The sequence below is a fragment of the Acinetobacter legionensis genome (assembly GCF_057165765.1).
The window spans coordinates 4,051,554-4,076,410 of the sequence record NZ_CM169896.1 but is presented as its reverse complement, the minus strand read 5'-3'; the positions used below and the strand labels follow the sequence as shown (position 1 = coordinate 4,076,410).

General features: G+C 36.0%; 20 protein-coding genes and 1 pseudogene. 15 read left to right on the top strand and 6 right to left on the bottom strand.

Features of this window, described 5'->3' with window-relative positions:
* Positions 1–32: 32 nt before the first annotated feature.
* Positions 33–521: a PaaI family thioesterase gene (locus AC2G3J_RS18645; RefSeq protein ID WP_336952368.1), complete on the bottom strand. Its 489-nt coding sequence runs from the start codon at positions 519–521 to the stop codon at positions 33–35.
* Positions 522–640: 119 nt separating this feature from the next.
* Between AC2G3J_RS18645 and AC2G3J_RS18640 the strand changes: the two genes are divergently transcribed.
* The 7 genes from AC2G3J_RS18640 to AC2G3J_RS18610 all read left to right on the top strand — a co-directional run bounded on the left by AC2G3J_RS18640 (position 641) and on the right by AC2G3J_RS18610 (position 8,018).
* Positions 641–1,516 carry an alpha/beta fold hydrolase gene (locus AC2G3J_RS18640; protein WP_419326987.1) on the top strand — a complete coding sequence of 292 codons (876 nt, stop codon included), beginning with the start codon at positions 641–643 and terminating at the stop codon, positions 1,514–1,516.
* 144 nt (positions 1,517–1,660) lie between these two features.
* On the top strand, positions 1,661–3,079 hold the full coding sequence (locus AC2G3J_RS18635; protein WP_483770424.1) for a Na+/H+ antiporter family protein: 1,419 nt from the start codon (positions 1,661–1,663) through the stop codon (positions 3,077–3,079).
* A gap of 373 nt (positions 3,080–3,452) precedes the next feature.
* Positions 3,453–3,848 (top strand): hypothetical protein, encoded by a 396-nt coding sequence (locus AC2G3J_RS18630; protein ID WP_419326988.1) that lies wholly within the window; start codon positions 3,453–3,455, stop codon positions 3,846–3,848.
* Positions 3,849–4,401: 553 nt separating this feature from the next.
* Entirely contained in the window at positions 4,402–5,013 is a 612-nt protein-coding gene (locus AC2G3J_RS18625) for an OmpW/AlkL family protein (protein WP_034617314.1), read from the top strand.
* 167 nt (positions 5,014–5,180) lie between these two features.
* On the top strand, positions 5,181–5,522 hold the full coding sequence (locus AC2G3J_RS18620) for a lysozyme inhibitor LprI family protein (RefSeq protein WP_336952364.1): 342 nt from the start codon (positions 5,181–5,183) through the stop codon (positions 5,520–5,522).
* Between the two features lie 92 nt (positions 5,523–5,614).
* Positions 5,615–7,546, top strand: coding sequence for a molecular chaperone HtpG (gene htpG / locus AC2G3J_RS18615; RefSeq protein WP_336952363.1), 1,932 nt, complete (start codon positions 5,615–5,617; stop codon positions 7,544–7,546).
* Between the two features lie 61 nt (positions 7,547–7,607).
* On the top strand, positions 7,608–8,018 hold the full coding sequence (locus tag AC2G3J_RS18610; protein ID WP_336952362.1) for a hypothetical protein: 411 nt from the start codon (positions 7,608–7,610) through the stop codon (positions 8,016–8,018).
* An 81-nt stretch (positions 8,019–8,099) separates the two neighbouring features.
* On the opposite strand, the gene AC2G3J_RS18605 is transcribed toward AC2G3J_RS18610, so the two are convergent.
* The gene (locus tag AC2G3J_RS18605; RefSeq protein ID WP_336952361.1) at positions 8,100–9,245 is read right to left on the bottom strand and encodes a hypothetical protein; all 1,146 of its coding nucleotides are present in this window, start codon (positions 9,243–9,245) and stop codon (positions 8,100–8,102) included.
* A gap of 758 nt (positions 9,246–10,003) precedes the next feature.
* Between AC2G3J_RS18605 and AC2G3J_RS18600 the strand changes: the two are divergent.
* Positions 10,004–10,984: pseudogene (locus AC2G3J_RS18600) on the top strand (IS110 family RNA-guided transposase).
* A gap of 645 nt (positions 10,985–11,629) precedes the next feature.
* Here the strand turns inward: AC2G3J_RS18600 and AC2G3J_RS18595 are convergent.
* The gene (locus AC2G3J_RS18595; protein ID WP_004818526.1) at positions 11,630–12,331 is read right to left on the bottom strand and encodes a DsbA family oxidoreductase; all 702 of its coding nucleotides are present in this window, start codon (positions 12,329–12,331) and stop codon (positions 11,630–11,632) included.
* A gap of 190 nt (positions 12,332–12,521) precedes the next feature.
* Here AC2G3J_RS18595 and AC2G3J_RS18590 point away from each other — a divergent pair, with 190 nt between their 5' ends.
* Together AC2G3J_RS18590 and AC2G3J_RS18585 are read left to right on the top strand one after the other, a co-directional pair.
* Positions 12,522–13,271, top strand: a complete 750-nt coding sequence (locus AC2G3J_RS18590) for a hypothetical protein (RefSeq protein WP_419326989.1) — start codon at positions 12,522–12,524, stop codon at positions 13,269–13,271.
* A gap of 50 nt (positions 13,272–13,321) precedes the next feature.
* Positions 13,322–14,137 (top strand): DKNYY domain-containing protein, encoded by an 816-nt coding sequence (locus tag AC2G3J_RS18585; protein ID WP_419359045.1) that lies wholly within the window; start codon positions 13,322–13,324, stop codon positions 14,135–14,137.
* A 12-nt stretch (positions 14,138–14,149) separates the two neighbouring features.
* On the opposite strand, the gene AC2G3J_RS18580 is transcribed toward AC2G3J_RS18585, so the two are convergent.
* Positions 14,150–14,515, bottom strand: coding sequence for a MerR family transcriptional regulator (locus AC2G3J_RS18580; RefSeq protein ID WP_419359044.1), 366 nt, complete (start codon positions 14,513–14,515; stop codon positions 14,150–14,152).
* 241 nt (positions 14,516–14,756) lie between these two features.
* Here AC2G3J_RS18580 and AC2G3J_RS18575 point away from each other — a divergent pair, with 241 nt between their 5' ends.
* A complete protein-coding gene (locus AC2G3J_RS18575; protein ID WP_483770423.1) occupies positions 14,757–15,266 on the top strand; it encodes a hypothetical protein in 510 nt (169 codons plus the stop codon).
* A 162-nt stretch (positions 15,267–15,428) separates the two neighbouring features.
* Positions 15,429–18,350: an HD domain-containing protein gene (locus AC2G3J_RS18570; protein ID WP_419359040.1), complete on the top strand. Its 2,922-nt coding sequence runs from the start codon at positions 15,429–15,431 to the stop codon at positions 18,348–18,350.
* Positions 18,351–18,384: 34 nt separating this feature from the next.
* Here AC2G3J_RS18570 and fadA read toward each other — a convergent pair whose 3' ends face one another.
* Positions 18,385–19,557 carry an acetyl-CoA C-acyltransferase FadA gene (gene fadA, locus AC2G3J_RS18565; protein ID WP_004718442.1) on the bottom strand — a complete coding sequence of 391 codons (1,173 nt, stop codon included), beginning with the start codon at positions 19,555–19,557 and terminating at the stop codon, positions 18,385–18,387.
* 12 nt (positions 19,558–19,569) lie between these two features.
* Positions 19,570–21,723 carry a fatty acid oxidation complex subunit alpha FadB gene (gene fadB, locus AC2G3J_RS18560; RefSeq protein WP_004818537.1) on the bottom strand — a complete coding sequence of 718 codons (2,154 nt, stop codon included), beginning with the start codon at positions 21,721–21,723 and terminating at the stop codon, positions 19,570–19,572.
* 508 nt (positions 21,724–22,231) lie between these two features.
* Here fadB and lpxO point away from each other — a divergent pair.
* The 3 genes from lpxO to AC2G3J_RS18545 all read left to right on the top strand — a co-directional run bounded on the left by lpxO (position 22,232) and on the right by AC2G3J_RS18545 (position 24,470).
* A complete protein-coding gene (gene lpxO, locus AC2G3J_RS18555) occupies positions 22,232–23,176 on the top strand; it encodes a lipid A hydroxylase LpxO (protein WP_483770422.1) in 945 nt (314 codons plus the stop codon).
* A gap of 108 nt (positions 23,177–23,284) precedes the next feature.
* The gene (locus AC2G3J_RS18550; RefSeq protein WP_336952349.1) at positions 23,285–23,908 is read left to right on the top strand and encodes a PH domain-containing protein; all 624 of its coding nucleotides are present in this window, start codon (positions 23,285–23,287) and stop codon (positions 23,906–23,908) included.
* 136 nt (positions 23,909–24,044) lie between these two features.
* Complete coding sequence (locus tag AC2G3J_RS18545) at positions 24,045–24,470, top strand: PH domain-containing protein (RefSeq protein ID WP_336952348.1); 426 nt, start codon at positions 24,045–24,047, stop codon at positions 24,468–24,470.
* The last annotated feature ends 387 nt before the right edge of the window (positions 24,471–24,857 follow it).

The window sequence follows — 24,857 nt, the reverse complement described above, 5'->3', positions numbered from 1 at the left end:
TTTGGCTTTAAAATGGCTCATTCAAACAGACTTTAGCGTTTTAATGGGTGAGGGTTTTTACGACGGATATACACCGTTTTTTGTACTTCAGCAATTCTTAAGCCCGAGTCGTCAAAAATATTCACTGTATAGTTACGATAGACTGGACTATAGTTTTCGGCCAAGTTCTTCACATGTTCGATTTCAATCGCATCTAAACGGATATCTGCATAAACCGTACTGCGACCAGGGGAAAGGAAATTGATGTTTGCGGTTTTGTCCCAAACCATATATTTCGGGCCCAAATGATGCATTAAAAGAAGCATATAAAATGGATCAACCATTGAATACAAACTACCGCCAAAGTGCACGCCAACAATATTTTGATTGCTATGCGTCAGTGGCATTTTGACCCGAACGTGATAGTTTTTTAGATCAATTTTTTCGATTTCAATCCCTGCACCTTTATATGGAGAAAAATGATTCAACATAAATTTGGAAACAAATGGGATTGTCTGTAGTTTTTTGATTAGCGCATTCATGGTCAATTCTAGTTATCGATTTTTAAACCATAATAAAGAACAGAATGGAATGTGGCATTGATCTAAATGCCCTTTACAACGAAATCACAGCCAATGGTAAAACAATAAAAGGTGACTCAATGCAAGTGCAAACTTATTGGATATCCACCCAAGACAAACAAAAACTTTATGCAAAAACATGGGGTAATGCTGAAAACCCTGCGTTGGTTTTGGTGCATGGCTATCCCGATAATCAAGAAGTTTGGGAACCGATTATTGAACAATTGATCTCAAAATTTTACATCATTACTTATGATGTACGTGGGGCAGGGCAGTCTTCTGTACCAAAACGAATTCGTGATTATGCTTTAGCACGCTTATCTTTGGATTTAGAGTGCGTGGTAAATGAGCTACTGCCCAATCGTAATTTTCATCTTGCAGCGCATGATTGGGGCTCGATTCAGTCGTGGGAATCTGTGACTGAACCTAAATTTAAAAATCGTATTTTGTCTTATACCACTATGTCTGGACCTTGTTTAGATCATGCGGCTTTTTGGATGCGTGAACAGTTTTTACATGAAAAGCCTAAATTTTTTAAGCAGTTATTTAAATCTTGGTATATCGTTGCATTCCAGTTACCATTTCTTGCCCCGACCGTTTGGCATTTTTTTAGCCCACAACGCTGGGGCGCAATTTTAACGCAACTTGAGAAAAAGAAAGGCTTACCCTTAAACCAAAATATTGCAAAAGATGGTGAACATGGTATCGGACTATACCGTGCTAACTTTCTTCCACGTTTAACTCGTCCACGTGAGCGTTATGCAGTATGTCCTGTACAGGCGGTTGTACTGTTAAGAGATAAATTTGTAAGTCCAGAATTGATTGATGAAGTGCCTAAATGGGCAACAGATTTTGAACGTGTAGAAGTTGATGCAAACCATTGGGCAGTACTTAGTCAACCACAAGAGATTGCACAATATATTGAAACATTTGCACTCAAAAATAGTGAGAGTTGATTCGCTTAAAGTGATGTGAGCTCTTATAAAAATAGGCCATGTTTTCAAATGGCCTATTCATTTTATGACCAGTTCGACTAAATTACAGCTTCATTGAAGTGAATCTGATAAAATATCGGCTTTCAAATTTTCGTAAATTTCTCCATGAATGCTGTCGTTATTGCGATTGCCGTGATGTTTATCTTGTCACTGGCACGAGTTTCTGTTGTTTTAACATTGGTTATTTCAGCAATTATAGGTGGGTTGGTTGCAGGTTTAAGCTTGTCAGATACTGTTACAGCATTTAATGCGGGCTTGGGTGATGGTGCAGAAGTTGCCTTGGCCTATGCGGTATTAGGCGCTTTCGCTTTGGCACTTTCAAAGTCAGGCTTGCCTGATTTATTGGCCTATAAACTGATCGGCTTACTCGGTATGGAAGCCACGCAGAAACAAGCAACCAAAGTAAAATTCTTATTATTGGGTATTTTACTGATTGCCGCGATTTGTTCACAAAATTTAATTCCTGTGCATATTGCGTTTATTCCTGTGCTTGTTCCACCGCTCTTAAAAGTGATGAATCACTTGAAACTCGACCGTCGTGCCGCAGCATGTGTACTGACCTTAGGTTTAGTCGGCACATATATCTTCTTGCCTGTAGGCTTTGGTGCAATTTTTCTTGAACAAATTCTGATGGGGAATATCAACAAAATTGGCGCTGCTTATCATCTGCATGTTGAAAGAAGCATGATGCCTATGGGGATGGCTATTCCTGTATTGGGTATGGTGATTGGTACTTTATTTGCCGTTTTTGTCAGTTATCGTAAACCGCGTATTTATGTTGATCGTAATGTTGCACCAATTACCACGATTGATTTAGATAAACCACTTCGTGCGGTAAATGTTGAGGTATTAAAAGCTGATGGCATAGCCTTAGAGCAAGAAGCCAAGCAAGAAGCCCCTGTGATTGCCAAGAAAACTATTCTTATGGCATTGCTGGCAATCATTTTAACCCTGATCTCTCAATTGTATTCAGGCTCAATGATCCTTGGCGGATTAGTGGGCTTTTCTGTCTTATCTGCCGCAGGGATTTTTAAATGGCAAGAAGCGGATGATGTTTTTGTACAAGGGATGCGTATGATGGCATTGGTCGGTTTTATCATGATCTCTGCTGCGGGGTTTGCATCCGTGATGACCCATACTGGGGATATTAATCAGTTGGTCAACGGTGTTGTTCATTTGATTGGTGACAATAAAGCGCTAGCTGCTTTCTTGATGTTATTTATTGGTTTATTTGTAACGATTGGAATTGGTTCATCATTTTCAAGTGTGCCTGTACTTGCAGTCATTTATGTTCCTTTATGTGTACAATTCGGCTTCTCTCCACTTTCAACCGTTGCTCTGATTGGTACTGCGGCAGCATTAGGAGATGCGGGTTCACCAGCTTCAGATTCGACCTTGGGGCCTACTGCTGGTTTGGGCGTAGATGGGCAACATGATCATATTTGGGATACGGTTGTTCCAACATTTATCCATTTTAATATTCCATTATTGGTGTTTGGTTGGATTGCTGCGATGGTGCTGTAGCGTTTATTTTTTTAGTTAAGGCTGTTTATGATGAGATCTAAACAGCCTTTTTTATATCTGTTCGACTAAAATCATTTAAATAGATGGGTTGATATTCTTTGTAAAAATGGGAGTATTCTAGTTTTTGATATTTAAACAGCAGGAAAAATCTTAAATAATATGCCTGAATTAAGATCAGCAGATCAAGATTATCAATTATCTAAGCCTAAATAATAAGGTGAGTGGGGATTTGGCTGATCAAAGAGATACATATAAAGGTGAGTTATAAACCTTTGTGATCATACTGCCTCAATTCATAAAAATACTTCAGGATCACTGCATAGAGATACCTGATGGTAATAAGATATCATTGTAATTATTGGAAAAAGTAAATATGAATATATGTGAATTAGTGAGTTATATTGAAGTTGGTATGACCAAACCTGTTGTAGTAGATAGAGTTTTATTAGAAGAGTATGGGAATTATATGAGAGTAATTGGTTTTTTGGACAAAGAACAAATATTAATATCCTACTTTTATTATGATGAAAGTGATGAGGATACAGGGATAGATATTAATCTTAAATATGAATCATTAGATAAAGCGATACAGTCAATTGAACAGTTTTTAGGGGTTTCAATAGATGGATGGGAAAATTTTAATCGAACAGGAAATTATCCAGAACCTTTGGAGAACTGTGTTGAAAATAAATGGAATAATTTAGTAAATGATATTAAGCAAGGTACTATGATTCCAAAAGGTTATAATGAAATTCGTTTGTATATATAAATTACTATATTTTTTTATTGATTAAAATACTTTAATTCTTTTATCTTAAAATGAACTGTTTATCTTTAAACAATATGATTTAGACTATGTAACATAACTTTATATTGATGTTTTATTGACAGTATAGGTTGATTTAATTTCCTAATTTATAAAAATAACAAAAAACCAATTTTTCGATGAACTCTCTGTTTTCAATACACTTTTATCTTTCTCGATAAAAAATTCAGAGATGCCAATCTGATTGGCTGAATCTATCATCTAGGACATGGAGGCAAGATTTTTCTCTGAAGATACAGCCCTGAAAATGAGGTTTAAATTTATTTTATAGATATTATTAATTTATAATAAAGAATCCATTTTATATTAAATTTCACTCAATAATCCTGATTAATTTGGTTGGGTTTTAAAACCAACTGTTTTGATATGATTAAAATAAATTTTATTGTATAACAGTTACTTGAAAATATATATTAATTCTTAATTTAAATAAATGTTGCAATATTATTAATACCTATGTTTAATGTTTATTAATAACAACGCTGGGGTATTTATAATGTTAAAGCAAACTGCTCTTATTGCATTAATGGCAATTTCTTCTGCTTCATTTGCAGATTGGCAAGTCAAGGTTGGTGGTTCGGTGATTGCACCAACACAAGACACCAAAGTTGCTGGTGTTGGTACTGTGAAAGCAGACCATGAATATGCTTTTACGCCTTCTGTAGAATATATCTTTGGTGAAACACCTTTCTCTGCGGAAGTTTTATTAGCTACACCAATTAGCCACGATGTGAAATTAGATGGTGAAAAAGCAGTTAACCTTAAACACTTACCACCAACTGTAACGTTTAAATATAACTTCAAAAACTCTACACGTTTTACACCATATATTGGTGTTGGTGGTACAGCATTCCTTGCATGGGATGAGGAATCATCTGGGGCATTGGCGGGCACTAAGGTTAAAGTTAAAGATGATTTTGGTTTTGCTGGTCAAATCGGTTTTAACTTCCAACCTGCTGATGCAAAAAACTGGGGTGTTTTCTTTGATGCCCGTTATGCTCAATTAAGCCCAGAAGTGACTGTTAAAGCGGGTAATACTACTGCTGCAAAATTTGATTTAGATATTGATCCAGTTATCTATACTTTGGGTTATAGCTATAGATTCTAAGTTCGCTTTAGACTCATAAAAAACTCGGTAAATTTACCGAGTTTTTTTATTTTTACAGAGCCTTATATATTGAAACAAGAAGCAATAAAAAATAGTTATTTTTAGCTATATAAGCGCTGATTAAATCCATTTAATCTATCAGAACATCAATAAGACTTTGACATGATATGAAAAATTTAATTTTTATAATATTGGTAGGGTTAAGTAGCAGCACAATAGCCAATGCAGCAAGTTTTAATTGTGAGCATGCTCAGACCAAAAGCGAACATGCCATTTGTGAGCATCGCAGTTTAAACGATGCAGATGTCAAAATGGCGACCACCTATACCATTATCCGTAAACTTGTTCCGATGGGAACACGGGGTGTGATACAGGATCAGCAAGTGAAATGGTTACAACTGCGCAATCAATGTCAGGACAATCTACGTTGTTTAACCGATGCGTATCAGATGCGCCAGCAAAAACTAGAGATTTATATGAATCGAGTTTACCAACAAGGTCCATTTTAAAAAAAATTAAATTTGCCTATTGAAATATGCTTAAACCACTCCATTTCTAATGCATTCAATAAAAAAGCGTTATGAATTTACGGAGTGATTTTATGAGTGAACAGAACGTACAACACAGTTCAAAAAAGCATAGCTTTCAAGCAGAAGTGGCTCAGCTTTTACATTTAGTGACGCATTCACTTTATTCTAACCCTGAAATTTTCCTACGCGAGCTGATTTCAAATGCTTCAGATGCATGTGATAAGTTACGTTTTGAAGGAATTAACCATCCTGAATATTATGAGAATGATCCAGACTTACATGTTCGTGTAAGCCTAGATAAAGATGCGAAAACAATCACCATCTCAGACAACGGTATTGGTTTAAGCCAACAAGAAGCAATTGATAACTTAGGAACGATTGCTAAATCAGGCACCAAAGACTTTATGTCAAAGTTATCTGGTGACCAAAAAGCTGATGCACAACTGATTGGCCAGTTTGGTGTAGGTTTTTATTCTGGTTTTATCGTTGCTGATAAAATTACCGTTGAATCTCGCCGTGCAGGTTTAGATGCATCAGAAGGTGTACGTTGGATCAGTGGTGGTACGGGTGACTTTGAAGTCGAACAAATTGAGAAGGCTTCACGTGGAACGTCGATTATTTTACATTTACGTGATGACGCACTGGATTATTTAGAATCTTATAAAGTTAAACAAATTATCAATAAATACTCAGACCATATCAGCTTACCTATCGAAATGCAGAAGGAAGTTTGGCAGGAAGAAGAAGCAGCTGAAGGTGAAGAGAAAAAACCAGGTCATTATGTTAAAACAGATGAATGGGAAGCGATTAACTCAGCAAGTGCCTTGTGGACACGTAGCAAAGGCGAAATTACTGAAGAGCAGTATGTAGAATTCTATAAGAATTTAACTCATGACTTTGATGCACCATTGGCTTGGGCACATAACCGAGTTGAAGGCAGTACTGAATATACCCAATTGCTTTATATTCCAAGTAAAGCACCAAGTAATATTTTCACGCGTGAAGCTAAAGCAGGCATCAAACTTTATGTAAAACGTGTATTTATTATGGATGATGCAGATAATCTGATTCCAAATTATCTACGTTTTGTACAAGGTGTGGTGGATAGTGCTGATCTGCCGCTTAATGTAAGCCGTGAGATTCTACAAGAAAGCCGTGATGTGAAAACCATCCGTGAAGGTAATGCACGTCGTGTATTGACAACATTGGATGCTTTAGCAAAATCAGAAGATCAAGCTGATCAAGACAAATTTAAAACTTTCTATGCTGAATTTGGTTCAGTGATCAAGGAAGGTTTAGGTGAAGACTTTGGTAATCGTGAACGTATTCTAAAACTTTTACGCTTCTCTACTTCGAGCAATGATGAGGTATCAACATCATTGGAAGCTTATAAAGCACGTATGAAAGAAGGGCAAAAAGCTATCTATTATGTGACTGCCGATAGCTTAGCGGCTGCGAAAAACTCTCCGCAACTTGAATTATTCCGTAAAAAAGACATTGAAGTTTTGCTTATGGCAGATCGTGTTGATGAATGGGCGATGGAGTTTGTGCATGACTTTGATGGCACTCCTATGCAAAATGTTGCAAAGGGTGCAGTCGATCTTGGTGATTTACAAGATGCGGAAGAGAAAAAAGCACTCGAAGCTGCCGCAGAACAGTTTAAACCTGTGGTTGAAAAACTCTCTGATTCATTAAAAGCCAAGACCAAAGAAGTGCGTGTGACAACGCGTTTAGTGGACTCACCAGCATGTCTAGTGACCAGCGATGGTGAGCTTTCGCCGCAGTTAATTCGTATGTTAAAACAAGCGGGTCAGGCTGTACCTGAATCTAAACCAATTCTGGAAATTAACCCTGAACATCCTTTAGTAAAAAAACTTGAAAGTTCAGCCCAGTTTGATGATTTAGCCAATGTGATCTTTGATCAGGCAGTAATTGCTGAGGGTGGTTTACCTGATGATCCTGCTGAATATGTAAAACGTATTAACAATTTATTGCTTAAATAAGTCGTAATTTGTTTTAACAGAGCCTATCTTTAAGATAGGCTTTTTTATATAAACACATTCAATGAATAATTTTAAAAGAATTCAATGTATAGGTTGTTTTGTATTGCTCAGTTTAGCTACAACAGTTGTGATGGCATATGAACTTCCACCAGTTGAAAAGCGTAATGCAAATACCACAGATATTTCAGTACATAACGCCATGTTCTTAAGACAAAATACACAGGCTGCTGTGATGGGTATATTGAAAAAAAATGGCCAGAACTATGAACTTGCTGCTAGCGATGGGAAAGGGGGAATGGCGTTACCGATAGCGGTACATCCAAGCCTTAAAATAGACGATGCTTTAGTCGATAAAGAAGTTAGGGCGATTGGGCGAATGACTTATGAAACAATGTATATGCCCAATTCTAGCGACTTTGGTCCCGCTTATAGTTTTACTTTTGAATTGTTTTCAATTGCCCCATTGAATTAAAAGGGTGTGGCAGGCATTTTACCAACATCAGTGGATAAGTCGAAACTTATCCACAGTTCAGCTTAAAGATTCAGCTTATGCTTAAAATAACGCTTCTAAACGTACCAAAGCGCTTGGGAAATGGCTACGATCTTCACGACGATCATTAAAATAATTTAAGTCGCCTTGTACGTAAAACCATTCACGCCAAACAGGTTGTCGCCAAGAAACAAAAGGCCCCCAACTGTTGAGCTTAAGGTCATTATTATTATAATAACCGCCAGTATAGATACCATAGTTAAAGCGATTATTTTTAAAGAACTGATGTTGTCGATAAGTACGGTTATCCCAAGTTAAATCATCGTCTTGTTCATCTGCATACGTCACATAGAATTGGTTGGAAATAAAGGGCTGATTGGGGCGAGCATGGGTCAGCTCTAAGTTGGTTCTCAAATAGTTTTCACTGTCGATCCCATAGCGGTAAATCTGTTCCGCATGAAAAGTAAAATCATTCCCCAGTTTCCAATCCTTTTGAGCCTTTAAACGTGCATAGATATCATCACCTGAACGAATACCAAGGTCTGCATCTAAGTCAAAAGGTAAGCGTTTAGAAAGCTGTGACCAACGTAAAGCAATCGAGCTGTTATCATCACGAATTTGTTTACCATCCACTCGTTTATCTGGATCGCCATCAGCATGATTATTGTTGATCGCTATATTATTTGTAATTTCATCATCTAATGAATCATCACCAAAGACCACACTTAAACGGTTTTCAAGTGTGGGTAATTTAACTTTTCCTCGTATCCGAGGATTGACATCATAACCATCATGCTTATTCCATTGATTATCAACAATGATCCGCAACGTTGCTGACGCTGGATGTGCAGGATCAGTTTTTCCAAACCAGTTGTCCATTTTATTGGCTGTACGGTCTGCCCAATTGCTAATCTTTTTCTGCTTTTTGTCGGCCCAAGTTTGATCTTCTGTTGCATCCGTTGGGGGAACAATAACTTGATTAGATTGTTCTGGGAAAATGGTCGGTGTTGAGTCAACAATTTTTGGAATATAGTTGAGCAAGCCCATCTCATTTTCTTTGGCGCTGGCTAAAGAAGGTTGCTGATCGACTTTCCCCGTTTTAGCATTCGCTTCAAGACTGCTATTTACTTCTGCAAACGCAGTGTTCCCAAAAAAACCGCCTAATATTAAGACATAAGGTAGTTTTGAGAAGATTGATATTTTATTCATATGCCCACTTCTTAAACTTTGAGTCATTCAGTACTTCATTTTCGATATAACTATGCCTTAAAAAAACACTAAATTTCAATGGAATCGCTATTTTAAGTACAAAAAACATAAATTTATTTAAAATGAAGCGTATTCTATCCACATTATCGCGAATCAAAGCGTGACTTAAGCTATTTTTTAATAAATAAGCGCTTTTTTATCCAAAGCTCAATTATGGTAAAGCTTTTACGCTAAAAATTCTTTGGAGACAAAATCTACACTTATCCAAGAATAGATAAGCGATTTTAAATATAGTCAAACTGCATAATTATTCATGCAAGTGATTTGCTTCAAGTCATTGATTAGACATGAAGCATGTATCTTTTATGAACTTTTTAAAAACTATGGGTTATCAATTCATTTTTTGTGCTTTTGAATCATAAATAGTTGCCCTACAGTGTGGCGACATGGATGTCGCCGTTGGGCGGGGGTATATGAGCAAAAATAAAGCACTGCTTTGTTTGCAGCGCAAGAGCCCTGTTAAACGAAAGATTTTTGTCATCTTGTATCTTGTTCTTTGTAGTGATTAGCTATCACTACACGTAAATTGTAGAGTTTGGTTTGTCATCAAAACTTCGAGTTTCCTGAAAAGATTAAACCTACAATTTACACCTAACCACTGACATAAATCTGGACGGTAACTAAGCACTTTGATGCTGCATTCACAAGAAAAGACTGTGGTTTTTTAATATTAATTCAATCAATAATTAGGTGAAGCTATGTTTTATCTTGGCATTGATGTTTCTAAAGCTAAATTCGATTGTTGTTTATTTCTTGATGACTCTAGTGGAAAAATAAAAACTAAATGCTTTTCCAATAGCAATAAAGGATTTCATCAATTGTTATCATGGTTAAATCGTTTTGGTCTTGTTGCTGAAGAAACTAGAGCCTTAATGGAAGCAACATCCGTCTATCATGAAATGTTAGCTCAATTTTTATTTGATTTAAAATTTCAAGTTTGTGTGGCTAACCCAGCCCGTACTCGATATTTTGCTCAAAGTATCTCTAAGCTTAATAAAACTGACAAAATCGATAGTGAAGTATTGGCGCGATTTGCAATGACTGTAGATTTACATTTATGGCAACCCACTCCTGATAATATCCGATTGCTCAATGCTTTATTAGATAGAAGGTCAAGTCTTGCGAACGGCTTAAAACGTGAACAAAATCGTTTGGAAAAAGCAAACTCCACTCTAATAGTTGTACCAATTTTAAAGTCTATTAAGACTAATATTAAATCATTAACTCGGTAAATTCAGAATCTAGATACACAAATTCAAAACCATATTGATCAAGACCATGAGCTTAAACGTGATCAAAAGCTTCTTGAAAGCATTCCAGCAATTGCTGAGCGTACCAGTTTATTAATGCTTGTTTTTTTACGTGCTCATTCTTTTGAAAAAGCAAGCCAAGCTGCTGCATTTGTGGGTTTAGTTCCCATTCATAGACAATCTGGTAGTTCTGTGCTTGGAAAAAGTCGCTTATCTAAAGCCGGTTCACCTAAAATTCGATCGGGTTTATATATGGCTGCCATTGTTGCAACTCGGTACAATCCTCACATTAAAGAGTTGAGCGAACGGCTCTTAGCGAAAGGGAAAACTAAAATGGTAGCGATTGCTGCTGCTATGCGAAAGTTAATTCATCTTTGCTATGGTGTTCTTAAAAACCAACAACCTTATCAGGCAAATTATAAGGCATGAATCCTTAAATAATTTGCTTGACAGTTAAGACGGTATCTTTTCATCTCTGAAAAGTGAGGCATCGCCTACGCAAAGGTATTTAAGCTTTGAATGTATGGTACGGCATTGCAAGCTTTTTATAATCAAACAAATTATTTCCTAAGGCAATTGATTTAGTTGAAAATATTAATCAAGAGAAATTATATTCTTGTGTATGAGTTTTTGACAGGTTGACTATAGTAGCAATGCACTTTTGAAAAGCGAGAATGAAGAAAAATTATACGCTGTTGTGGATAACTTTAATTTTATCCTCAAAGCCTATTTTATTGCGGCATAAACAAAAACACCTCCAAAAGAGGAGGTGTTGTGTCTTAAAAAATAAGAAAATTAAAAAAGAAACTACAGCGCATGAATTTCGTGGGAACGAAAAATATTTATTGATCTTAGTCTAAGAAAAAGGTGATGAATAGTTGCTTTTCTGCAACGCTGTATTGCAAAAATGGCACGTAAAATTTAAAAAATGACTCATTAAAAATAAGACATAGAAATCATTCAGTATATTTTTTATGATCTGTTTCGGTTGGTTTTTTAATCATTTTCTTAAATATTATTATGCTTATTGAATACTGAAGAAACTCCTTCAAGGAATTTCTCCAGTAGCTGATTTTATTTGTTGGGAACTTCACAAGACTCATCAGCACAAACAGGGCCATCCTGTTGCTCGATTTCAGCATCATTCGCAGTTTCAAGGGCTTTTTCTAACACTTGTACAAAGACTTCACGTGGTTGAGCACCCGCTAAAGCCACACGTTGATCAAAGACAAAGAATGGTACGCCTGTTACTTTTAATTGTTCATGAGCAACTTGTTCATCGAATTTTACAAAGTCAGCATATTCTTCAGAGTCTAGAACATCATCAACTTCTATTGGATTTAAGCCAATACGAGATGCGACATCTTCAATTGTTTCCCGTTCACCAATCGGTAAACCTTGAGTCATATAGCTATAGAAAAAAGCTTCTTCTGCTTCTGAACCTAAACCCTTACTTTGTGCAAGGTGAATGATCCGATGGGCGTTAAAGGTATTTCCTGAGTTGGCATTTTCCCAGTTAAATTGGATGCCTTCTTCTTTTGCCATTGCTGCAATATTGCGTTGCATATCTTCGACTTCAGGGATACTACGCCCATATTTTTGCGCAAGACGTTCAGAGTTTGAAACTTCTTGACGCGTAGGTGCTTCAGGATCAAGTTCAAAACTGTGCCAATGGACTTCAAGCTCAATACCTGCTTGTTCAGCAGCAGCTTCTAAACGTTTTTTACCGATATAGCAAAAAGGGCAAACCACATCTGACCAAATATCTACGCGCATGGGAAATCTCTACAATCTAATTTTGGATTATGATGGGGTTTGTTTGCATAAATTTAAAGTGAAACTTTTAAGCAGTCTTATTTTAAGGTGATTCAACAAAGGTTATTTATTGTTATTTTGCATAATTAATATACAAAAAAGAGTCGCTTAGGATATTCTAAGTAATCTATAAGGATGTTCGGAGTTTGGTATGCGTCGACTTTTGATTGTTTTCGGTATCATCTTTCTGGCTGTTATTGGATTTTTCTACTATGACCATACTTCAATAAAGAATGAAGACGCCAATCGCCAAGCATTTGATTTGGTGATGACTGAAAAAATGCGGCAACTTTCTGAACAAGCCCAAGACCGTTCTAAACCCGTAAATATTGATATTCATGATAATCGGCTCAAAGGTGATTACAAAACCTTGTCTGAGTTTTTATTGAAATATTGGGCCAAGAATGTTGATACACGGAACACTTATTTAAATCAGCTCGCAGCGGCCAAATGGGATCATTTTTTAGATGTAAATCGTTTGGATGCAGACCGTAAACAGAACTATGTAGAAACAACACAGATGCTGGTGACTGTACGACAAGCAATGCAGCAATATCAGCAAAAAAATAGACAAAATAAAACCGAGGCTTTAAACGAATTAAAAAAAATAGATTTGCGCAAGGACCTCAAGAAACCCTTACAGGATAAGCTCGAACAGAATGTTGAACTTGACCCTGAAAATACCCTAATCCTAAATGAGCTACAAATTTTAGGTAAAGCTGAAACCATGTTTGATTTGTTAAAAAAATATGAGTGGCAGAAGCAGGGTAATCAAATTTTGTTTAAAGACGATGCTCAAGTGAAACAGTTTAACCAGTTGTTTCAGGATGTGCTGAAATTGAATAGCCAAATCAATCAGAAAAAAGAGCAAAATGCGGAAGTATTAGAAGAAGCCTTGTAAATTTTAGAAGTAGATGAATGAAAAATATAAAAATATGTTTGCTTTTTACAATGTTTATACTGCTATTGCTGGGTGGGATTGGCTATGTCTACCAGACGCCATTTCTCGTTCAGCAAGATTGTAAAAGCGTTGCTTTATATCGCTATCATTTTGGTGTTTATCAAATTGATCAAGACACAATGCTGGATGCCGATACTTATAAAAAGGTTTATGGATGGAAGCATTTTTTAGGCTTAGCCCCTATTTTATGTGCTGAACAAATTGAGTATGACCAATGTGTCGTGGAGGAAAAGCAAGCGGGGTTAAATGCTGAGCAGGAAAAACAGCAATGGAGCCTTGTGCGGGACAATTTATATATCAATCCTCAACGAGAATTGGCGTTAAAGTTTCCTTATGCAAATCGTTGTAGCGTGTTTCTATCTGAACATGTTCTGCCCAGCAAAAGCCTGTCGATCATGGGTGAGCGTTTTTATCGACATTTGGGTTTTGGTGGTGAAGATGGGCCTTCTTTGAATGACACTATAGATTTAGCGAGCTTTAAGCAGTTAAACCCTTCTAATTTGTATAAAGATAAACGGCATGTTTATCACTACTTTAGCATGCTGGATGGGGGCATGTTTTCGATTTTAGAGGGTGCAGATGCCAGTAGTTTTGAACTACTCGGAGATTGCTACGCAAAAGACAAGCAGCATATTTATGAAGAACGTTTTGGCGAACTTGAGGGTGCAGATTATGCAAGTTTTAAAACCAAATCTGATATGGGATGCGTTGCACAGGATAAAAATGGCTATTGGTTTTGGAATAATCGAAAAGCTTGGAAAGATATGAATAGTGAAGAAAAAGAGCGGGTCCAGGCGCTTCAATAAGATTGATCTCGATTAACGCTTGGTTTCTTCAGCTTTTCCTTGCATTAAAAAAGATGTTAATAGGCTTTGAGATTTTTTGAGTTTGACTAATTTTTCTGAAATATGTTCTAACTCTATTTTTAATGTTTCTTTGGCAACAGGGCATAAGGTAAATTTTTCCTCACCCAAATCGAAACATGGCAATAATAATTTAATGTCTTTTAAATGCATGCCGGCATCATTGAGAACTTTAATTTTTTGAATATCCTCGATGTTTGCTTGATTATAAGCTCGATAGTGATTCGCTGTTCGTTGCGGGCGAATTAATCCTAGCTCTTCGTAATAACGTAACATACGCGGGCTTACTTGAGTTATCTCAGCAACTTTAGCAAGATTCATAATAGACCTCTTATAAACTAAAACGGACCAGTTGGAAAAAAAATTATTGGTGGCTCTATTTAAGCTGTTGAATGAGCAAAACCTATTTAATCTTTATTTCAGAATTTTAACAGTATTTACCGTTTATCTGAGCTTTAGTGAATCTCGCTATAATTTGTTATAGCCTGTTTAATAGACAATATTAAATGTATTGAATCATTTTATTGAATATATACGATGATTTATTTTTTAGGTGAAATGTATGAACTTTATCAAAGTTTCGATACTTGTAACTGCTCTTTCTGTTTGGTTACCCACTGTACAGGCAGAAGAAGTTGCCTCATTGCCTACGATTAAAGTGATGGCGGATTCTGAACTGCGTCAAGAAGCTGTAGGTGTTGTTCCTTATCAAGAAGATAAAGATGTACGTAAGGCGTTACAGCATCAGATCATTAAAAAAGATAATGAGATCCAAAATTATGTGATTGGCGATAATTTTACTACGCTTGATATACAGCCCAAAGCCTCTGAACCGAATATAAATCAAATTTCTTCACCATTACTTAGAAAGTATGTTTTAGCTGTGGCTGCTGGTTTGCAGTCTTCTGACCCGACATCAGGTTTGTTTACCATGATGGAACCACTTTCGATGGGTATGAATCGCGAGAAAGCTTTAGAAGCAGTTCGTAATGGAACTTTTAAGTTGAATATCGATGCTGACCGTTTAGATTTGATGTTAGGTGATAAATGGCGAAGTGCTCTGCCTAAGTGATTCGTTATTTAAAATTTTCATTATTTCATTAAGCCAATCTATTGATTGGCTTTTTGTTAATTATGAATCTAAATTTGAGTGAAAAGAATAATCGCCTAAATAGTGATTTAATTAGAATATTTGTTAGTATATCAATAACTTTATAATAATTGATGAATAGCTATGAGCACTAATTTAATTGCCCATTTAAAAAAGAAATGTGAAGAAGATGACAATGTAAAAATTTTACTGTCGCAGTGGGAATTTGATCAAAAGCTTGTAGGTAAAGCTTTAGAAAATATTGGTGGTTTTTATCCACATTTTAGCAATCATAATGCTTCACATTCACAGCAAATTTTAGTCAATATTGAACGAATTCTAGGTAACGATATTGAATTATTAAGTGCTACAGATACATGGTTAATTCTTGAAGCAGCATATTGGCATGATGTTGGAATGTTAGTCGATGCAAAAAATGCTAAAGAAGTACATTCCAATCCAGATTTTAATTTCATGATCCAAACGATAGCGAATGAAAAGGGACATGATCTTCAAAAATTCTGTCAAGCTTATGTTGAACAAAATTGGTTATCAGCAATTGGCACTGTTGATCATCCTTTTGATGGAATTGAACAATATCGTCAATTAGTCGCGGAGTGGTTTAGAAGAGGTCATGATAAACGAGTTGGTAAAATTGTTGAGGATCCTTTTAAGGATTTGGGAATAACTTCACCTAGAACTGAACTATTACCAAATCGAATTTATCGTTATTTAGGACAAATTTGTGTTTCTCATGGAATGAATTTTGATACTTTGATGGAAACAATTCCTTATAAACAAACTGGTTTAGGTACGGAAGATTGTCACCCACGTTTTATAGGATGTTTACTTCGTTTAGGTGATTTATTTGATTTAGATGATAATCGTTTTTGCCCTGTGATGGCAAAGCACGTTAGTAATATGCCTTCAGTGAGTAAGCATCATTATGATAAGCATCTATCTTTACGTGAATTTCAGCTTGATAAACGAACTGTAAAACTTGTCGCAGAATGTCCTGATGAAATGTCTTATGTTGAAACTCAAAACTGGTTTGGATGGATACGTGAAGAATTTCAAAATCAAATGTCACAATGGAATTTAATTGTACCAAGTCTGAAATTTGGCTCATTACCTACTATTGAACAATTAGATGTAAAAATGGAGATAAAATACGAAAATGGGGTTAAGAAAGAAAAATTACTTCTAAATAATAAGCCAATGAAATTTAAGTTGGATGAAAAAAATGCTATGGAGCTATTACAAGGAGCAAACTTGTATAGTGATGAGTACAGTATTTATCGTGAACTTATTCAAAACTCTATTGATGCAACAATGTTAAGAATATGGCTTGAAGAAGATCAAGAAATTCTTAAAGAATTACATCCTTACCATGAAGACTTTCTAAAAATTCTCCAAAAATATCCGCTTCGATTAGAAATTAATAAGGTTAAAAATATTGAAGGAACATTGGATAGTATTTGGGAGTTTCAGATTATAGATCAAGGTATTGGAATGAGTATGATTGATCTTGGCTATATGCAGACTATGGCAGGATCGAGCAAAAATATTCATAAAAAGAAAATTATTAATGAAATGCCTCAGTGGATGCGACCTTCGGGTGAGTTTGGCATAGGTTTACATAGCGCATTTCTGCTTACAAAAGATTTATCTGATGAAATGCAAAGTATTAGATTTAATACGTATAGCTATTTTTCACATGAGAGTTTAGATATTGAAATGTTTTCACCCTTAGGTGGAAAGCAAGGTTATTGTTTTATAACAAAAAATATCAGTGATACTAGAAAAGTTGGCACAACGACAAATTTTTATATCAGAAGTAATTTTGATCTAGATAAAGTAGAGAATAATAAAGATTTTAATTTGATAGATATAGATGTTTTTGAAAAAAAATGGGGTGATTATCAAAAAGGAAAAATATATGAGCGAATTTTAAAAAATGCACCAATTTATACTTTTGGATTTATAAAGGAAGTAATACCAGATGTGATTTGGGATAAGGAAAAAAATGTAGCATTTTATATAAAAGCTAAAACTAGTAATAATGAGGGTAGATATGAGTTTTTATTTAAAGGTCAAAAAGTAGAAATAAATGATTATAGAGGCTATAGTCTTCATAGTTATAGTTATTTTGACTATCTGGTTGATATATATGGTAGTAATGCTAAAGAGATTTTAAATATAAGTAGAGATTTTTGGAATGTGGATTTCGAATATAGACATGCAGATTATTTAAAAGAATTATTTGATAAGCATATTTCAAAAATTAAAACATTTGAAACTGATCTTTTGAAATTAACTTATTGTGTTGACTATAATGTTGATTTTGAATTGTCTAAGGAGTGGGAGAGTCAAATAATAAATGGGAATAAAGTACAAGATATTTTAAGTCAAGATGGATTTTATATAATTAAAATAAATTCTAATCCGGAAGATTATGAGAATAAAAGAGATAATCTAATAAAATTGTTTGATGATTATATTATTTTAGAAGGGAGGCAATATTTTGATGAGTTGATGTTATATTCTCTAGATAATTTTTGTGATATACAAAGATATAATATTTATACCTTAAGATTGTCAGAAAATGCATATCGCTATCCTGAGCCTCTTGGTTTAACATTTTATAGTAAATCTATTGAACCTGATAATAAGTATAACGATTTGGTTTGGGAAAAGAAAGATTTACATCATAATCATGAAGAGGATAATGTATTCCAAAGTCTATGGGTGAGTCTGAGAAGGCAAAATACTTATGAAGTGGAATCTAATGCTATATTTACAGAGTATTTGAATAATAGTAATGATAAGATAGGTTTACTAAAAAAATTCGAAAAACTTCTCTTTAAGCATCAAGAGTATTTGGGTGAGTTAGGTATTTTATCACCTTACCAAAATATTAATAATAATATTGAACTTTTGGACTTGGATAAATTAAGCGCCTATGTCGCGAATAGAAAAAATGATTTAGTTAGTGTAAAAGAATATAAGGACTTGTATCAGAGATTAATTGTAGAGATTGATAAATATAAAGAATCCCCGCATTAAGCGGGGATTTTATATCTTGGTATTTAATTAAGAATTAAACACGTTCGATAATTGTCGCGATACCTTGACCAAGACCGATACACATGGTTGCAAGACCGATTTGCGTATCTTGTTGTTCCATCACGTTCAACAATGTAGTGGTGATACGTGCGCCAGAACAACCCAATGGGTGACCCAATGCAATCGCACCGCCGTTTAAGTTGATCTTGTCTTGCTTGTCATAGATGTTCAAGCCTTTCATTACAGAAAGACCTTGAGCAGCAAATGCTTCGTTTAACTCGATGGTTTGGATGTCTTCCATCGTTAAGCCAGCACGTTTAAGCGCTTTCTGTGTTGCAGGGACAGGACCATAACCCATGATCGCAGCATCACAGCCTGCAATCGCCATAGAGCGAATCACAGCACGTGGCTTAAGACCTAAAGCTTGAGCACGTTCAGCCGACATCAACAACATTGCTGATGCACCATCAGACAATGCAGAAGAAGTCGCAGCAGTCACAGTACCACCTTTAGGGTCAAATACTGGACGTAACGCTTTGAATGCTTCAAGGTTTGCATCTGGACGAATTACTTCGTCGATGTCGCAAAGGATTTTGAAGCCATTGGCATCATGACCTTCAACACCCACGATTTCGTTTTTGAAACGGCCTTCCTGAGTTGCAGCCCAAGCGCGACGATGAGATTCAACACCAAACGCATCTTGTTCGTCACGGCTAATGCCGTTCATACGACCTAACATTTCAGCAGTTAAGCCCATCATGTTAGATGCTTTCGCATAATGCTTAGATGCTTCTGGGTTAAGATCGATGCCATGCATCATACCAACGTGACCCATATGCTCTACACCACCGATGATGAATACATCACCTTGGTTGGTTGCAATTTGCGCCGCAGCAGTATGGATTGACTGCATAGAAGAACCACAGAGGCGGTTTACAGTTTGACCACCAACAGTCTTCGGCAAGTCAGCCAATAACACGATGTTACGGCCAATGTTCATACCTTGTTCTAGGGTTTGGTTCACACAACCCCAGATCAAATCTTCAACTTCATTTACATCAAACTGGTTACGAGCAACTAAAGCACGAACCAATTCAGCAGATAAGCTGTCAGCACGTACATTGCGGAACATACCGTTTTTGGTTTTACCCATTGCAGAACGTACGCCATCAACGATGACAACGTCACGTGGATTTAAAGTAGCCATTCACGTTGCTCCTTAACCGTAGAATTTTTTGTTGTTTGCAGCCATGTCACGCAACATTTGTGGCGCTTCATAAGCCTTACCTAAGTGTGCATATTTGTCGCAAAGCGCAACATATTCAGCAACACCTGTTTGGTCGATGTAACGCGCTGGACCACCACGGAATGGAGGGAAACCTACACCCATGATCATTGCCATATCTGCTTCAGAAGCAGTAGAAACAATGTTGTCCTCTAAGCAACGAACAGTCTCGTTACAGAACGCGAGCATCATACGGTCAATAATTTCTTGAGCATCAAACTCGTGCTTTTCAGTTGTTGCCATCGTTGCAACAAGCTCATACGCAGTTGGATCAATAGATTTCGCTTTCTTACCTTTACGATCAAGCTCGTATTTGTAGAAACCGATGTCATTTTTTTGACCAAGACGTTTGTTTTCGTACATGATTTCGATCGCGCCTTTATAGTCAGGCTTCATGCGGTCTGGGAAACCTTCAGCCATAACTTCAGCACCATGCACACCAGTGTCGATACCCACAACGTCGATCAAATAAGCAGGTCCCATAGGCCAGCCGAATTTTTCCATGACTTTGTCAACTTGTTGGAAGTCTGCGCCATCTTTAAGCAGAAGGTCAAACGCACCAAAGTAAGGGAACAATACACGGTTTACAAGGAAGCCAGGACAATCGTTTACAACGATTGGTGTTTTACCCATTTTTTGAGCAAGAACAACAGTTGTCGCAATTGCTTCTTCAGATGTTTTCTCACCACGGATCACTTCAACCAAAGGCATCATGTGAACTGGGTTAAAGAAGTGCATGCCTACGAAGTTTTCAGGACGAGTCAATGCATTTGCAAGACGCGTGATTGAAATCGTAGAAGTATTTGAAGCAATGATCGTATTTTCACGAACTTTTGCTTCTGTATCACGTAACACAGCTTCCTTGATTTTAGGATTCTCTGTGACTGCTTCAATCACGATGTCGACTTCTTTAAACTCGTCATAGCTTAAAGTAGGACGGATACGTGCAAGTGTTTCACCCATTTTTGCAGGTGTCATCTTTTTACGTTCAACTTGTTTAGTCAATAAGCCATTTGCTTCAGACATACCTAAAGCAAGCTGTGGGTTACCGATGTCTTTCATGATGATTGGTGTGCCTTTGCTTGCCGCTTGGTAAGCAATACCGCCACCCATAATACCCGCGCCTAAAACAGCTGCTTGGTTAACCGGGTGAGCACCTTTCTCATGTTTTTTAGATGCTTTTTTTACAACTTGGTCATTGATGAATAAACCGATCAATGCGCCAGCTTGTGGTGTAATAGCAGCTTTAGCAAACGCTTCGGCTTCAATTTTTAACGCTTCATCACGTTTTTGGCTTACACCAGCTTGAAGTGAATCAAGAAGAAGTTTTGGTGCTGGGTATTGAGCAGGGTTTGCTTTCGCAAGGACTACACCTTTAGATGAGTTAAACGCCATCATTTGTTCAAGCATGTCTAATTTAACAGGCTCTAATTTTTCTTGACGTTTTGCTTTCCAGTCTAAACGACCAGAGATTGCTTGTTTAACAAGATCAATCGCAGCTTCTTGGAGTTTGTCAGCCGCAACCACTGCATCTACAGCACCGTCTTTCAGTGCAGCATCTGGACGTTTGTTTGCTGAAGTCGCGATCCACTCAACCGCATTGTCAATACCAATCAAACGGCTTAGACGAACAGTACCACCGAAACCAGGAATGATCCCCAGTTTAACTTCTGGTAAGCCAACTGTTGCAGCATTTGACATTACGCGGTAGTCACATACCAAACACATTTCAAAACCGCCGCCCAATGCAATACCATTGATCGCAGCAACTTTAGGAATCTCTAGATCTTCAAAAGCGTTAAAAATCTCGTGAACAGGCATTGCCCATTCTACAATTGCACTTTCACCTTGCTTAAAATTTTCACCAAACTCAGTGATGTCTGCACCAACGATAAATGTTGATTTACCAGAGGTTACGATTAGACCTTTCACTTCACTGTTATTTTTTACAGCTTCAATAGCAGCTTTAAAGTCTTCAATCGTTGCACGGTTGAATTTGTTAACCGACTCACCTTGTAAGTCAAAGCGGAATTCTGCAATTCCGTCCGAAAGCAATTGGACGGTAATGGCATTGCCAGCGTGGATCATGCCCTGATCTCCTTTTTTGGAGGACTTCTTAAGTTGATGTTTTGAAGTGTGTATGCAATTCCCGCACACATTTCGACTTCACTAATCTTACGATAACTATATCTAAAAATAACCTAACAAGTTGTATCAAGCCGTGACGCAAGGGTCATCAATTTTTTTGTTGCAGAAACTTATCCATTTATGTGTTGAATAGGTAGTTATTTCAAATGATGTAATGAAGCATATGTTTAAATTAATTTTTTTAATCATAAGATAAGACTTTTATATCGAAAAAGAACATTGTAATAGACTGGTTTTACCAATGAATTTTTAGTCATTTTGGTCAATTGAGTGTTTTATTAAACAATTTTAAGCTGTGTAAGGTAGTTTATAAAGTTTAGGCTTTAATGCGATTGGCTTTTTGATTTATAGATTTGTTATAATTTGTAGAAACATTCTCCCTTTTTGAGATTTAAAATTCTATCAGCACATGTTGCTTGATTAACCTGATTAATGAAAAGAGTGCTGTATGATTAAATGGATCATATTGGCGATTTTTGTGATTTCTGCTTTGTATATCCAAAATCGCGGTAAAGTGCGACATTCGTTTTATCGTCAATTTTTTGACCATTCAACGATACTCGCACCAATTAACTTTCTCATGTATATGTTTTCAAAAGTGCCGAATCAACCGTATATCGACACGCAACATTTTAAAGATTTAAAAGTGTTAGATGAAAACTGGGAAATGATTCGTGAAGAGGCGCAAGCGTTATATGCCAAAGGTGGAATTAAGGCTTCAAGTACATATGATGATTTAGGCTTTAATTCATTTTTTAAAACAGGTTGGAAGCGTTTTTACCTAAAATGGTATGATTCAGCGCATCCATCAGCAACAGAACTCTGTCCAAAAACAACTGAATTGCTGAAAAATTTGCCAACTATCAAGGCGGCAATGTTTACGGAGCTTGCACCTGATAGTCGATTAGTACGCCATCGTGATCCTTATGCCGGTTCATTGCGTTATCATTTGGGGCTCATTACGCCAAATGATGATCGTTGCTTTATTGATGTAGATGGTCAGCGTTATTCATGGCGTGATGGTGAAAGTGTGGTTTTTGATGAAACTTATATTCATTATGCAGAAAATACTACAGACCAAAATCGTATTATCTTTTTTGCTGATGTAGAGCGCCCATTAAAAACAAGATTTATGCAGCGCTTTAATCACTGGTTCGGTAAAAAAGTGATGACTGCTGCCAGCTCTCCAAATGAAGCAGGGGATCAAACAGGAGGGTTAAACAAAGTTTTTGGTTATGTGTATCAAATTCGTATTAAAGCCAAAGCCTTGAAAAAATCCAATCGTCAGTTGTATTACTTTTTAAAGTGGTTCTTGATGTTAGGGATTTTCTTCCTGATTTTTATTCGACCATATATGTCACAGATCATTGCATTTTTTGAAAAAATGGTTTGATTTGAAGCGCCCGTCAGGGCGTTTTTTAATAACAAATTTTGACTTGAGTTTAACGCTCGATTTTTTTAATTTACTTTCATAATTTATAAAAGTGCTGGAAAACACAAAATGTTTAAAAATTTAGCCTCAGAAATGATGGGTATGAGTGATATTGGAACAATTATTGAACCGCATGATTTCAATAAAACAGATATTGATGATTATATTTTTCATGAAGATAACGAGAAAATTTTCTTTGTAATCAAAAGTAAAACAGATGAATATTGCTTTACTAATGTCGCCTTTATGCATCTCGATGGTAAAAGTGCAATCAGTAAAAAGCGCATGTTGTACCGCTATTTGTACAAACATAATCCTGTGAAAAATGTTCTTTTAGAAACAGCAGGTACCGTGGATTTAGATGCTGAAATTAAGTTTCAGTTAGGTGATCAGCACTTCTCTATTGATATTGATAAAAAGCAAATAGAGAAAATTCGTGATCTATATAAAGCATTATTCACCATTGGTGAGACCTGCAAAGAAATCAATCGTAAACGTAATGTGCTATTACAAAGTACTGACAATGTTCAGAAAATGTTTAACTTGCGAGAGCTCAGTGAGCAGGCAATTTTAAATTTACCTGAAATCATTAACCAGACTGCACAACAAGTTGAAGACTATGCGAATCAGCGTATTCGACAAATCGAAAATTATGATTTTTCTGAAATTTTTGATCGTTATTTGAAAAATTGATTTTTTAGAAATTTAGTCAAGAATTAAAACGCTCGTAAGGGCGTTTTCTATTATGTAAATCAATGATTTTATAGTCATGTTTTAGTCAGAATTCAGGTAAAATAGTATTTTGTATGGGGGAACTTTGAAGCACATTATGCAAAAATTTCATACTAAAATTGATTGGTGGATTTTAGGCTTTATAATCGCGATGACAGGCCTACTCATTCAGTTACTCTTTACCATGTATGCTAAGGGCACAATGGTTGAATATCCTGAGCATTCGGTCGTTTATATTTTAACCATTGCGGTGATTTGGTGGCCAGTTTTAAATACACGTTATATCATTCAAGATGAAATACTGACGATTCATAGTCTATTCTTAAAATGGCGTATTCCATTGGCAAATATTCAGAAAATAAGTAAAACTAATAATTCGATTTCATCACCTGCATTATCTTTAGATCGTTTGAAAATTGAATATATCAAGGATGGGAAAATTAAACAGGTCCTTGTTTCTCCAAGAGATCAGCAGGCTTTCAGTAAGGTTGTAAATAATCCTTTTTTTGATTCTTGCACATAAATATACCAAACAAAACATTTCCGATATGAAGGTTTAATAGCGGAAAAATACAATATGAATGGCAGAAAGCTTTTGGTTAATAGTACTTCTACAGAAGGAGCTGCATAATATTATCTGACTAGAGAGGGAGTTCTTATATTTATGCTCCTTGGTCATTGGATGAAATATTTTTTAGTGGATGAGTAACATTTGATACTGAAGAACTCAAATATTTATAGAGTGGTTATATTTCTCGAAATTTTGGTTTTATTTCATTTCTATAAGAAAGTTGATGTTTTATGTGAATCGATCACAAAAGATATTCATAATCTAATCTGTCAGATCAACAGTAATACGATTGTTTAGATTTTAGTTGCAATATTAAGGATAAGTTGCTTATCTATCAGT

Excerpts from the sequence above, each read along its gene's own strand:
- AC2G3J_RS18545 (WP_336952348.1), top strand. The coding sequence starts at position 24,045 with ATGCAAAAATTTCATACTAAAATTGATTGGTGGATTTTAGGCTTTATA.
- AC2G3J_RS18585 (WP_419359045.1), top strand. The coding sequence starts at position 13,322 with ATGTTTATACTGCTATTGCTGGGTGGGATTGGCTATGTCTACCAGACG.
- AC2G3J_RS18605 (WP_336952361.1), bottom strand. The coding sequence starts at position 9,245 with ATGAATAAAATATCAATCTTCTCAAAACTACCTTATGTCTTAATATTA.
- AC2G3J_RS18620 (WP_336952364.1), top strand. The coding sequence starts at position 5,181 with ATGAAAAATTTAATTTTTATAATATTGGTAGGGTTAAGTAGCAGCACA.
- AC2G3J_RS18595 (WP_004818526.1), bottom strand. The coding sequence starts at position 12,331 with ATGCGCGTAGATATTTGGTCAGATGTGGTTTGCCCTTTTTGCTATATC.
- AC2G3J_RS18575 (WP_483770423.1), top strand. The coding sequence starts at position 14,757 with ATGAACTTTATCAAAGTTTCGATACTTGTAACTGCTCTTTCTGTTTGG.
- AC2G3J_RS18610 (WP_336952362.1), top strand. The coding sequence starts at position 7,608 with ATGAATAATTTTAAAAGAATTCAATGTATAGGTTGTTTTGTATTGCTC.
- AC2G3J_RS18590 (WP_419326989.1), top strand. The coding sequence starts at position 12,522 with ATGCGTCGACTTTTGATTGTTTTCGGTATCATCTTTCTGGCTGTTATT.
- AC2G3J_RS18635 (WP_483770424.1), top strand. The coding sequence starts at position 1,661 with ATGAATGCTGTCGTTATTGCGATTGCCGTGATGTTTATCTTGTCACTG.
- AC2G3J_RS18580 (WP_419359044.1), bottom strand. The coding sequence starts at position 14,515 with ATGAATCTTGCTAAAGTTGCTGAGATAACTCAAGTAAGCCCGCGTATG.
- AC2G3J_RS18645 (WP_336952368.1), bottom strand. The coding sequence starts at position 521 with ATGAATGCGCTAATCAAAAAACTACAGACAATCCCATTTGTTTCCAAA.
- AC2G3J_RS18625 (WP_034617314.1), top strand. The coding sequence starts at position 4,402 with ATGTTAAAGCAAACTGCTCTTATTGCATTAATGGCAATTTCTTCTGCT.
- AC2G3J_RS18640 (WP_419326987.1), top strand. The coding sequence starts at position 641 with ATGCAAGTGCAAACTTATTGGATATCCACCCAAGACAAACAAAAACTT.
- AC2G3J_RS18630 (WP_419326988.1), top strand. The coding sequence starts at position 3,453 with ATGAATATATGTGAATTAGTGAGTTATATTGAAGTTGGTATGACCAAA.
- fadB (WP_004818537.1), bottom strand. The coding sequence starts at position 21,723 with ATGATCCACGCTGGCAATGCCATTACCGTCCAATTGCTTTCGGACGGA.
- AC2G3J_RS18570 (WP_419359040.1), top strand. The coding sequence starts at position 15,429 with ATGAGCACTAATTTAATTGCCCATTTAAAAAAGAAATGTGAAGAAGAT.
- AC2G3J_RS18550 (WP_336952349.1), top strand. The coding sequence starts at position 23,285 with ATGTTTAAAAATTTAGCCTCAGAAATGATGGGTATGAGTGATATTGGA.
- htpG (WP_336952363.1), top strand. The coding sequence starts at position 5,615 with ATGAGTGAACAGAACGTACAACACAGTTCAAAAAAGCATAGCTTTCAA.
- fadA (WP_004718442.1), bottom strand. The coding sequence starts at position 19,557 with ATGGCTACTTTAAATCCACGTGACGTTGTCATCGTTGATGGCGTACGT.
- lpxO (WP_483770422.1), top strand. The coding sequence starts at position 22,232 with ATGATTAAATGGATCATATTGGCGATTTTTGTGATTTCTGCTTTGTAT.